This window comes from Streptomyces sp. NPDC002467 (genome assembly GCF_042889825.1).
Classification (GTDB): domain Bacteria; phylum Actinomycetota; class Actinomycetes; order Streptomycetales; family Streptomycetaceae; genus Streptomyces.
On sequence record NZ_JBIARJ010000002.1, the window covers coordinates 23,784 to 34,694 of the forward strand.

Annotated in this window: 10 protein-coding genes; 8 read left to right on the plus strand and 2 right to left on the minus strand. The window is 71.9% G+C overall.

The window, feature by feature from the left end; all coding sequences use genetic code 11:
* Positions 1-3: 3 nt before the first annotated feature.
* From wecB to ACFYYJ_RS03510, 7 genes are all read left to right on the plus strand, one after another.
* Positions 4-1,125, plus strand: coding sequence for a non-hydrolyzing UDP-N-acetylglucosamine 2-epimerase (gene wecB / locus ACFYYJ_RS03480; protein ID WP_385121991.1), 1,122 nt, complete (start codon positions 4-6; stop codon positions 1,123-1,125).
* 27 nt (positions 1,126-1,152) lie between these two features.
* Positions 1,153-2,055 (plus strand): Wzz/FepE/Etk N-terminal domain-containing protein, encoded by a 903-nt coding sequence (locus ACFYYJ_RS03485; protein WP_389128104.1) that lies wholly within the window; start codon positions 1,153-1,155, stop codon positions 2,053-2,055.
* The gene (locus ACFYYJ_RS03490; protein ID WP_389128106.1) at positions 2,027-3,625 is read left to right on the plus strand and encodes an oligosaccharide flippase family protein; all 1,599 of its coding nucleotides are present in this window, start codon (positions 2,027-2,029) and stop codon (positions 3,623-3,625) included. Before ACFYYJ_RS03485 ends, ACFYYJ_RS03490 begins: the two co-directional genes overlap by 29 nt.
* 5 nt (positions 3,626-3,630) lie before the next feature.
* Positions 3,631-4,737: a hypothetical protein gene (locus tag ACFYYJ_RS03495; RefSeq protein ID WP_385360395.1), complete on the plus strand. Its 1,107-nt coding sequence runs from the start codon at positions 3,631-3,633 to the stop codon at positions 4,735-4,737.
* Positions 4,734-5,543, plus strand: coding sequence for a glycosyltransferase family 2 protein (locus ACFYYJ_RS03500; protein WP_389128108.1), 810 nt, complete (start codon positions 4,734-4,736; stop codon positions 5,541-5,543). The genes ACFYYJ_RS03495 and ACFYYJ_RS03500 overlap by 4 nt, the downstream gene beginning before the upstream one ends.
* Positions 5,544-5,611: 68 nt before the next feature.
* Positions 5,612-6,262 carry a class I SAM-dependent methyltransferase gene (locus tag ACFYYJ_RS03505; RefSeq protein ID WP_385122006.1) on the plus strand — a complete coding sequence of 217 codons (651 nt, stop codon included), beginning with the start codon at positions 5,612-5,614 and terminating at the stop codon, positions 6,260-6,262.
* A complete protein-coding gene (locus ACFYYJ_RS03510) occupies positions 6,256-7,236 on the plus strand; it encodes an SAM-dependent methyltransferase (RefSeq protein ID WP_389128110.1) in 981 nt (326 codons plus the stop codon). The genes ACFYYJ_RS03505 and ACFYYJ_RS03510 overlap by 7 nt, the downstream gene beginning before the upstream one ends.
* Before the next feature lie 10 nt (positions 7,237-7,246).
* Here ACFYYJ_RS03510 and ACFYYJ_RS03515 read toward each other — a convergent pair whose 3' ends face one another.
* Positions 7,247-8,218 carry a glycosyltransferase family 2 protein gene (locus tag ACFYYJ_RS03515; protein ID WP_389128112.1) on the minus strand — a complete coding sequence of 324 codons (972 nt, stop codon included), beginning with the start codon at positions 8,216-8,218 and terminating at the stop codon, positions 7,247-7,249.
* On the minus strand, positions 8,164-10,185 hold the full coding sequence (locus tag ACFYYJ_RS03520) for an O-antigen ligase family protein (protein ID WP_385122012.1): 2,022 nt from the start codon (positions 10,183-10,185) through the stop codon (positions 8,164-8,166). Before ACFYYJ_RS03520 ends, ACFYYJ_RS03515 begins: the two co-directional genes overlap by 55 nt.
* 88 nt (positions 10,186-10,273) lie before the next feature.
* Between ACFYYJ_RS03520 and ACFYYJ_RS03525 the strand changes: the two genes are divergently transcribed.
* Positions 10,274-10,900, plus strand: a complete 627-nt coding sequence (locus tag ACFYYJ_RS03525) for a hypothetical protein (RefSeq protein ID WP_385122015.1) — start codon at positions 10,274-10,276, stop codon at positions 10,898-10,900.
* The last annotated feature ends 11 nt before the right edge of the window (positions 10,901-10,911 follow it).

The following is a 10,911-nucleotide window of genomic DNA, read 5'->3' on the forward strand; positions in this document are numbered from 1 at the left end:
GCCGTGGGCAGCCCGAAGAGGATCATCTGCGTCGCCGGAGCGCGACCCAACTACATGAAGATCAAACCGGTGATGGACGCACTGGAGCGCCGCGGCGCCGAGGTGATCCTGGTCCACACCGGCCAGCACTACGACGAGTCCATGAACGACGTCTTCTTCCGCGACCTCGGCATCCGCAAGCCCGACCGGTACCTCGGCGCCGGATCCGGCAGCCACGCCGAGCAGACCGGCCGGGTGATGGCCGCGTTCGAACCGCTCGTGGACGAACTGGCCCCGGACGCCGTCGTGGTGGTCGGCGACATCAACTCCACGCTGGCCTGCGCCTTGGTGACCGCCAAGGCCGGCCCGCTGCTGGCCCATGTCGAGGCGGGCCTGCGCAGCCGCGACTGGGGCATGCCCGAGGAGGTCAACCGGGTCGCCACCGACCGGCTCAGCGACTACCTGCTGGCCCCCTCGCCCGACGCCGCCGCGAACCTGCGGGCCGAGGGCTACCGGGAGGACCAGATCCACGTCGTCGGCAACGTCATGATCGACACCCTCCTCGCCAACCTGGAGCGGGCCCGGCAGTCGGACGTACTCGACCGCCACGGCCTGACCCGGGGCGGATACGGCCTGGTCACCCTGCACCGGCCGGCCAACGTGGACGACCCCGGGGCCCTGCGCGGCCTGCTCAAGGCCCTGGGCGAGATCGCGGAGCGCTGCCCGCTGCTGCTGCCCGTGCACCCGAGGGCCGCCGAGCGGCTGGCCGAACTGGGCGTACCCGGCGGGATCAAGCTCGTACCGGCCGCCGGATACCTCGACTTCATCGCCCTGCAGGACTCCGCCCGCCTGGTGCTCACCGACTCCGGGGGCGTCCAGGAGGAGACCACCGCGCTGGGCGTGCCCTGCGTGACCCTGCGGGAGAACACCGAGCGGCCCATCACGGTGGAGCAGGGGACCAACGTACTCGCGGGCACCGACCCGGACCGCGTCGTGGCCACCGTGAACCGGGTGCTCGACGATCCGCCCGCGCCCCGCTGCCCCGAACTCTGGGACGGCCGGGCGAGCGAGCGCATCGCCGAGGTCCTGCTGGAGGGCGGGAGCCGGCACACCCGGCCGCGGCCCACCGACCTCGTACCGCAGTAGACAAGCAGTTCAGAGAAGGGGAAGACCTTGGATCTCGCCGAAATCTGGCGGGTCATGCGCAGGCGCTGGTACGTACTCATACCCGGGCTGGTGATCACGGCGGCGCTGGCCGCCGCCGTGCACTTCCTCGTCCCGGTGGAGTACCAGTCGCAGAGCACGGTGACCCTGCTGAACTCCAAGAAGGCCACGGAGGCCTTCGACGGCAACCCCTTCCTGAGCACCCAGACCTCGCTCACCGGCATGGCCGACGGCCTGGCCCGCAACCTGAACTCCGACGGGGCCGTCGCCGACTTGAAGGCCCTGGGCCTCACCGGCAAGCACGAGGCGAAGATCGCCGACAACGCCCTCGGCCCCTTCATGTGGCTGACCGTCACCGGAACCGACCGGGCGGCCGTCCTCAAGTCGGACGAGATCCTCACCAAGTACGCGCAGAAGAGGCTGGACGACTTCCAGACCCAGCAGACGGTCCGCCCCGAGGCCATGATCAGGATGGCCACGATCGTGCCGCCCCAGGAGCCGCAGGCCCAGACGAAGTCCCGGATCCAGTTCCTCGTCATGGCGGGCGCGCTGGGCTTCGTGCTCAGCCTGGTCGCCACCTTCTTCGTGGAGGCCCGCAAGCGGCGGGGCCCCGGCAAGCACCGGCCCGACCCCGCCGAGGAGCAGGGCGACGGGCCGGAGGCCCTGGCGCCCGAGCCGGAGGAGCGACCGGCCGCCCCCGGCCCCGGCCCCGCCCCCGTCTCCCGGACCGAGGAACCGGCCGTGGAACGGACGCTCGGCATCCGGCGGCCGCCCTCCTGGGCGCGGTCCGACCAGGACGGGCCGGCGGCCGCGCAGCCCGAGGCGCCACAGCCCGTCATGGCCGCGCCGACCACCGCCGAGCCGCTCGACGAGGAGTCGACCCATGGACACCGTCCGCACACCGGACAGTGAGACCGGTGCGCCGGGCGGAGCCCCCGCTCCGCCCCCGCCCGCATCCACCGTTCCTCCCGCGCTCGGCCGGAAGGTCCGTTCGGCGGCCCGGTGGAGCCTGATCAACACCCTGGTCCTGCGCCTGGGCAACTTCGCGACCGGCATCGTGCTGGCACGCTTCGCGCTGGGGCCGGCGGAATGGGGCGTGTACGGCGTCGCGCAGACCGTGCTGCTGGTCCTGCTGTCCGCGAACGAGCTGGGCGTGAGCCTGGCCATCGTGCGCTGGGAGGGGGACCCGCGACGGTTCGCTCCGACCGTGCTGACCCTCAGCACCCTCTCCAGCGGCGTGCTGTACGTGGCGCTGTTCACCGCGGCACCGACGGTGGCGGGCCTGCTCGGCTCGCCGGACGCCACCGGAGTCCTGCGGGTGATGTGCCTGTGCGTGCTGATCGGCGGGGTGGCGGCGGTGCCCGGCCAGTTCCTCACCCGCGAGTTCGCCCAGGGCAAGCGGATGGTCATCGACGGCCTCAACTTCGTGGTCAGCACCTCGGTCACGCTGCTGCTGGCCTTCGCGGGCTGGGGGGCGATGAGCTTCGCCTGGGGGGCCGTGGCGGGGAACACCGTGACGCTGATCGGGTGCTGCCTGGCCGTGCCGGGCACCCTGAAGTACGGCTGGGACCGCGCACACGCCCGGGAGCTCCTGAGGTTCGGACTTCCGCTGGCGGGGGCGAGCCTGCTGGCGCTCGCGGTGGTCAACGTCGACACCATGCTGGTCGGCGCGACGGTGGGCGACGTGGCCCTCGGCTTCTACGTCCTCGCCTTCAACATCTCCGGCTGGCCCGTGCGGATCATCTCCGAGGCCGCCCGCAGGGTCACCTTTGCCGGCTTCTCCCGCCTGGCCGAGTCGCCGCAGGCGCTCGCCCGGGGCTTCAGCCGCGCCCTGGGCGTGGTGGTCACCGGCACCGTCCCGCTGTGCGTCCTGCTGGCCGGCTTCGCGGCGCCGGCCATCGAGCTGATCTACGGGAGCCAGTGGACTGCCGCCGCACCGGCGCTGCCCTGGCTGATGGCCCTCGGCCTGATCCGCATCGGCAGCGAACTCGCCTACGACTGCCTGATCGCGGTCGGGCAGCGCCGGTCGCTCTTCCTGGTGCAGGGCCTGTGGCTGGTGGCCCTGATCCCGGTGCTCCTCGCCGGCGCCCGGCTGAACGGCATCGTCGGAGCCTCCCAGGCCCATGTGCTGGTAGCGGGCGGTCTGGTGGTGCCCGTGTTCCTGTACGCCCTCAGCCGGGGCGGCATCGGGGTCGGCTGGGTGGCGAAGGCGTGCGCGTGGCCCTTCCTCGGCGGCGCCGTGATGACCGCGACCATCCTGGGCCTGGAGCGCCTGCTCGGCGACGGCCCGCTCGCGCTCGCGGCGACCGGCACGATCGCCCTGGCCGGCTACACGCTGTGCGTACTGCCCAGCCGCGGCTTCCTGCGCGGCACCGACGGCGGCGACCGGCCCCGCGGTGACGGACCCGGCGGCGACCGGCCCCGCCACGGCCGACGCCGGTCGCCCGCAGCGGCCCGGCCCACCCCACAGGACACGAGGTGAACCCGATGCCACGGCGCACCAGCCGAAACCCGCTCGCGGGACTGCTCTTACTGGCCCTGCTCGCCGTCCTGGGCGTGGCCTGCTCCGGACCGGACCGGTCCAAGCTGCCCGACTGCCCGGATTCCGCACGGACCTGCCCCGCGAGCGGCTCCCCGGCATCACCGGGTTCCGCCGCGCCGACCTCGGGCGCCCCGGTGACGGGCAGCCCCGCGGCCTCCGCCACCCCGTCGGCGAAGCCCAACGCGACGACGCCCGCCGCAAGCCCCTCGGGCGCCCCCGCGGCCAAGGCCGCCTGCGCCTCCTTCAGCGCCTGCGGTTTCCCCGACGCCTCCACCACCGGTCCGCGGATCCCGCTCACGCCCCACAAGACGGGGTACATGGCCGTCCGCGAGAACGGGCTCGTCATCCGGGGCTGGGACATCACCGGCTCGCTCGACATCTACGCCAACGACGTCACGATCATCGACAGCAAGATCACCTCGGACAGCTGGTGGGGGGTCAACCTGCGCCCCGGCTTCAGCGGCCTGCGGGTCCTGCACTCCACCATCACGGCCGTGCCCGGCAAGGGCCCGGACAACGGCGGCGTGGACTACGCGGTGTCCAACATGGGCGGCAGCTCCATCGAGGTCGGCTGGTGCGACGTCTCGGTGTTCGGTGACGCCCTGTCCATGGGGCAGGGCAACATCCACGACAACTACGTCCACGACATCGCCCCGTTCGTCAACCTGGGCGGCGAGTGGCAGCACACCAACGCGGTGATCAGCGGAGGAGGCAACACCGGCGAGCTGATCATCCGCCACAACACGCTGCTGAACCCGACCGGCCTCACCCAGGGCGCCTCGGGCAGCATCGGCCTGTTCGCGGACACGGGGGTGGTCCGCAACGTCACCGTGGACGACAACTGGATCGCGGGCGGCGCCTACGCCCTCTACGGCGGCAGCACCGGAGCCACCGGGATCAAGGTCACCGACAACGTCTTCTCGACGGAGTACCACCCCGCCGCCGGCGGATACGGCGTGGTCGCCCACTGGAACCACAGCGGCCCCGGAAACGTGTGGCGGAACAACCGGATGTCCGACGGCCGCCCGATCGAACCCGAGCCGGCCCCGTGAGCGGCCCCCTGCGCGGCCTCGCGCGGGCGCCCTGGACCCTCCTCAAGGCGCTGTTCGGCTGGCTGGTGCTCTTCGAGACCAGGAACAAGGTCCTGCTGGCCCCCACCGCCGTGCGGCTGCGCCGCGTCGAGGACGCCGAGACCCGGCGGCTGGCCCGCGTCCTCGCCTCCCCGCCCTCGGCGCTGGTCGCCACGGTGATCGCCACCCACCGGCGCCCCGAACAGCTGCGCGCCGCGGTGCGCTCGGCCCTGGACCAGACCGTCCGGGACCAGGTCGTGATCGTGGTCGACGACGGCGCCGGACTCGGGGAACTCCCCGAGGACCCGCGGCTCTTCGCCGTCTCCCTCGCCCACAACACCGGTGTCGCGGGCGTCGTGCGCAACGTGGGCATCCGCCTCACCCGCTCGCGGTACGTGGCGTTCCTGGACGACGACAACCTGTGGGAACCCGACCACCTGGAAAAATCCCTGGCCGTCCTGGAACCCGCGGGCGGACCCGACGCCGTCTACACGGCGCTGCGCCGCGTCCTGCCCGACGGCAGCGAGCAGGACGTCCTGTCGGTGCCCTACGACCGGCGCCGCGCCGCCCGCGAGGCCTTCCTGGACACCAACGCCTTCGTCGCCCGTCGCAACCGCTCCCTCCACTTCAGCCGTCTGCGCCGGACCCCGGAGGTGCTGCCCCGCGAGGACTGGGAGCTGATCCGCCGGTACGGCCGCCGGCACCGGGTGCGCCACGTGCCGCACCCCACCGTCCGCTACCTCATGAACCCGGCGAGCTTCTACACGCAATGGCAGCAGTCCAGTTGAAGCCCGTCCCTCTTCCGCTCCGACCACAGGTGGTTGATCCGATGCCCCGATCCCGGGCCCTCAGAAACATGTTCGTCGACGCACCCGGCTCGCTGGGCGAACGCATGCGCACAGCCCGCTGGAAGCGGTTCCGGCGCTGCTTCCCCGGCATCGAGAACATGAGCGTCGTGGACCTGGGCGGCACCGCCGAGATGTGGCTGCGCGCACAGGTGCGCCCCAAGCACGTCCACCTCGTCAACCTGGAGGAACACCCCGCCGAACTGCCCGACTGGATCAGCGCGGAGATCGCCGACGTGACCGACCCGGCGGTCGCCGCCGAACTCGGCGCCCGCGGCGGCTACGACCTGGTGTTCTCCAACTCGACCATCGAGCACGTGGGCGGTCACAGCCAGCGCAGGCTGTTCGTGGCCGCCGTCGAGCAACTGGCACCACTGCACTGGATCCAGACGCCCTACCGCTACTTCCCGGTCGAGCCGCACTTCGTGGCGCCCGGCTTCCAGTTCCTGCCCCTGGCCGCCAGGGCGCGACTGGTGCGGCGCTGGCCGCTGGTCCACAGCCGCCCCGACAGCCCGGAGTCGGCGATGAACGCCGTGATTAACATCGAGCTGTTGACCCGCACCGAAATGCGCTACCTGTTCCCCGGATCGCTGCTCCTCGGCGAACAGGTGCTGGGTGCCACGAAGTCGCTCATCGCCGTACGGAGGGAGCCCGCATGCTGAACAACCTGATCAACCGGCACGACGCGGACCGGCTGCTGCGCAAGGTACGGAAGCTGGACCTGGACCCGGTGCTGGCCAAACTGCGGGTGCGCGGCGGCGCGCGCGTGGTCCAGCACTGGTCCCAGGTCGACCCGTCGCTGACCGAATGGTGGGCGATCCCGAGCGTCATCAAGCGGTGGAACCTGCTGATGACCGGCGACGCGGACACCTCCTTCCCCCAGTACGTGGCCGCGAAGCACTTCGCGCCGCGCACCGATCTGCGCGGTCTCTCCCTCGGCTGCGGCACCGGCGGGAACGAACTGCTCTGGGCGAAGACCGGCGCGTTCGGTCTCCTGGAGGGCGTGGACGTGGCGCAGCAGCGGATCGACTTCGCCACCCGGACCGCCGCCGAGGAGGGCCTCGCCGACGTCCTGCGCTTCCGGGTCACCGACGTCAATCAGATGACCAGTGACGGGGAACGCTTCGACGTGCTGCTGGGCCTGCAGTCCCTGCACCACTTCGACAATCTCGACGAGACCCTGCCGCGCCTGTCGCAACTCATCGAAACGGACGGGACGTTCGTGATCGACGAGTTCGTCGGCCCCACCCGCTTCCAGTGGACCGACGCCCAGCTGGACGCGGCGAACGCGCTGCTGGCCCGGCTCCCCGAGGAGCGGCGGCGGCTGGCCGACGGCCGGACCAAGCACCGCGTCGTACGGCCCAGCAAGCTGTCGATGGTGCTGGACGACCCCTCCGAGGCCGTCGACGCGGCCGCGCTGCTGCCGGGCCTGCGCCGCCACTTCGAAGTCGTCGAGGAACGGCCCTACGGGGGCACGGTGCTGCACATCGCGTTCTCCGGCATCGCGCACAACTTCCGGGACCAGGAGCCGCGGACGCTGGAGCTCCTGGAGGAGTGCTTCGCCGCGGAGGACGCGGCGCTCCCGGAAGTCGGCCACGACTTCATCGCCATGGTCTGCCGCCCCCGGGGCAACTGACCGGCGTCGCTCAGGGCCCCGGCGTCGCGCGCAGGGCGCCCGGTCGGACGAGTGCTGCCGCGGCCGCACGCGCCGCCGGGCGTCCGAGCACGGCCCGCGAGGTCTCCCGCAGCAGGACCGCGGCCCGGAAGGCCGCCGTCGCCACCGGGCCGTGCCGGCGCTCGTAGAGCCGTACCCGGTTCAGCGTCAGCAGGGTCCACAGGCGCGGCGAGACCTGCGAGTCCCCGCCGAGGTGGGTGGCCGAGGCCGCCGGCTCCAGGCGGGTCACGAAGCCCCGGTCCCGGGCCCGCAGACAGTACTCCGTCTCCTCCGAGTAGAGGAAGAACGATTCGTCCCACGGGCCGCAGGCGGCGAGGCAGTCCCCGGAGACGGCCATCAGCGCCCCGGTCGCCCAGTCCGCGCGCGTCGGCCGCTCGTACGCGGCGGAGTCGGTGACCAGCTCGCTCAGGCGGGGGAAGCGCCCCGCCCGGCGGTTGCCGATCACCGCCTCCCCGAGGGCGCGGGTCACGCTCGACTCCCGTCGCAGCGAGTGCACGAGGGTGCGCCCGTCCTCCTCGTACAGCAGCGGCACGCTGATCCCGACCCGGTCGCCGTCGCCCACGGGCGCGCCGAGCCCGTCCACGAGCAGTTTGGCGCAGCCCGGCCGCATCCGGATGTCCGGATTGCAGACGAGCGCCGCCCGCGGCCCGTCCTCCCGGTCGGCGGCGGCACCCAGCGCCGCGTTCACCCCGGCCGCGTACCCGGCGTTGCGGCCGGTCTGCACGATCGTCGCGTCCGGGGCCAGCGAGCGGATCACCGCAACGGTGTCGTCGGCCGAGTCGTTGTCGGCGACGACGAGCCGCCAGTCGAGCCCCGTCATCGCCTCCGGCAGGGAGGTGAGGAACCCCGGGAGCACCTTGGCGCTGTTCCAGGTGACGACGAGGACGGCTACGGGACCGGAACCGCGGGCCGGGCGGCGGGAGGCTGGACTGTCGAACCGCATGAGGACTCCAGGGTCGGTGGCTGCGGCGCCGCGCGCCGGATGAAGCCGAGGTGACTGCCGCCCGCGGCGATCGTCAGGAAGAACATCCCCGCGAACATCGGGAAGCTGAGTGCGTCGAAGGTGGCGGCGCTGACCAGGGCGACGAGGGCGGAGGCGAAGAACGCCTGCCCGAGTTCCCGGTCGGACTCGTCGCGGGCCAGCCGGCGGATGGCGCCGCCCTGGTGGATCCCGGTCAGGAAGAGGGCAAGGAGGGCGGCCAGCCCCAGGAAGCCCATCTCGGCCAGCGTCAGCATGTACTGGTTGTCGGTGAAGAAGTAGAGCTCGGGGATGAAGGTCCCCAGGCCCTGCCCGAACCACGGCCGTCCCTCCAGATAGGGGACGATCGCGCTGTACTTGACCGTACGGGCCTGGGTGCTGCTGTCGGAGTTGGCGAAGAAGGACCCGAACAGGGTGGTGATGGTGCCGATCAGACCGGGGACGATCACCTTGAAGCAGGCCACCGAACCCAGCAGCAGACCGATCGCGGTCCACCGTCGCTGCGGCTTCCACCGCGGCACCATCACCAGCACCACGATGAACGCGCCGATGATCGAGGTCCGCGACACCGTCAGCGGCAGCGATCCGCCCACCAGCACCACCGGCAGCCAGCGCCGCCACCACTTCAGGTGCGCCCGCACCGGATCGAAGGCCTGCTGGATGGCGAACGGCAGCAGCAGGGCCAGCATCCCGCCGAACTCCAGGGGGTGCGCCGTGGTGGACCGCGGCCGGGTGAAGGCGCCGCGGTCCATGGCGGCGAGCTGGGGGACGCTGTTCGAGAGGCCGGGGATGGTGATCTGGTCGGCGATGTTCGTGGCGGCGAAGAAGTCGTAGAAGCCGATCGCGGCCACCACCGACGCCATCACCACGGCCCGGCGCAGCAGCGTGTCGAGCCGCGCCCGGTCCTGGATCGCCGCGGAGACCAGCACCACCAGGGACACCCACACCAGCAGCCCGATCAGCCCGCGGTCCGCCCCGAGGAGCTCCTTGCGGGAGGCGCCCCGGGTCGCGTTCGACAGATAGGCGGCCAGCACCGCGACCGCCAGCAGCAGCATCATCACCCGCGGCAGCCGGGTGCCGGGGGCGGGCCGGATCCGGCCGGTGATCCACGCGGCCAGGTACCAGAACAGGCCCAGCAGCGCGAACACGTTGGCCGGCGTACCGACACCGCCCATCCCCGGCAGCGTCATGTTCGACGGGATGAAGAAGGCCAGCACCAGATAGCCGGTGAGCAGCGTGACCGCGTCCAGCCGGCGCCCCCGGGCCCGCCGTCGGGCACGCCACCCCCGCACCCCGCCGGTGGACCCGGCCGCGCGCCTGCGACGCACCGCCACCACCAGGGTCTCGGTCACGAAGGACAGCGCGAACCCGGCCGTGGTGCAGATGATCAGGACGCTCAACACCTGCTGGTAGCGGGTCTTGAGCTGGGGCCGCGGGATCTGCGGCAGCACCACCGGAGTGGTCTGCACGAAGTACGCGGGCGCGACCTTCGCCGCCGCCTGGAGCGCGCCGAGCTGCTCCCCGGCGAACTCGGTCAGGATCTTCGTCTCCCGCAGGACCTTCTCGCGGTCGGTACCCGTGACGGTCAGCGTGAGCATCGGACCGGAGGCGTTCGCGGCGAAGGAGACCGTGTACGGGTCCGTCACCCCGAGGCCCTGGAGGTCCCGGGCGGCGTCCGCCCCCGACAGGGTCCTGATCAGCACGTCCGCGGTCACGACCAGCGTCCCGCCCGCGTTGGCGATGGGATTGCCGAACGCGGGGGCCAACTCGGCCACCGCCTTGGAGTCGATCAGCGCCACCGAGCTCTGCGACTGGTACGACACCGGCACCGAACGGTACAGGTGGCCGGCCGCGAGCAGCCCGATCAGTGCCATCGGCACCATCACGTACCAGCGGCGCCGGAGCACCGCGAGTATTTCACCGATGGTCACGAACACCCCTGAGAGCTACCGGATTTGATGGCGCGCCGACACGTGTACTGACAGGATCGATCACGACGTGGGGAACGGAAGGAATCGTGTGTCGCCTGGTGAGTTGGTCCGAGCGCTGCTCCGGCGCTGGTACGTCCTGGTCGTGGCGATGGCGCTGGCGGCCGCAGGAGCCCTCCAGGTGCTGCGCCCCGTCCCGACCTACCTGAGCTCGGCGATCGTCGTGCTCAAACCCCCGGTGACCGGCACCCAGCCGAACCAGCTCGCCAATCTGCAACCGCCGCTCGCCGCCGTCTCCTACGCGGCCGTGCGCCAGTTGGAGTCGAGCGCCGGAACCGACGAGCTGCGCGCCGCGGGGGTCGAGGGAACCTACCGGCTGATCCCGCGCAACAGCGGCACCAGCGTCACCCCGCGCTACCTGATCCCCTCCCTGCAGATCCAGGCGGAGAAGCCCGCACCCGCCGCTGCCAACGCGACCGTGCAGAAGATCATCGAGGTCTACTCGAAGCACCTGACGGACCTCCAGGTCCAGCAGGGGATACCCGAGGCGGCGCGGATGAGCATCACGCTCCTGGTACCGCCGAACTCCGTGGCGCAGAGCGGCACCAAGAGCCGTGGACTGGCCGGACTGGCCCTGCTGGCCCTGGCGGCCGGAGTGCCGGCGGCCCTGTGGACCGACCAGCTGCTCGCCCGTCGTTCCCGACGGGCGAGCAGCTGAATGGAACGGAC

What these genes read in the sequence shown, in the direction of transcription:
- ACFYYJ_RS03490 (WP_389128106.1), top strand. Translation starts at nt 2,027, where the DNA reads ATGGACACCGTCCGCACACCGGACAGTGAGACCGGTGCGCCGGGCGGA.
- ACFYYJ_RS03495 (WP_385360395.1), top strand. Translation starts at nt 3,631, where the DNA reads ATGCCACGGCGCACCAGCCGAAACCCGCTCGCGGGACTGCTCTTACTG.
- ACFYYJ_RS03505 (WP_385122006.1), top strand. Translation starts at nt 5,612, where the DNA reads ATGTTCGTCGACGCACCCGGCTCGCTGGGCGAACGCATGCGCACAGCC.
- ACFYYJ_RS03510 (WP_389128110.1), top strand. Translation starts at nt 6,256, where the DNA reads ATGCTGAACAACCTGATCAACCGGCACGACGCGGACCGGCTGCTGCGC.
- ACFYYJ_RS03515 (WP_389128112.1), bottom strand. Translation starts at nt 8,218, where the DNA reads ATGCGGTTCGACAGTCCAGCCTCCCGCCGCCCGGCCCGCGGTTCCGGT.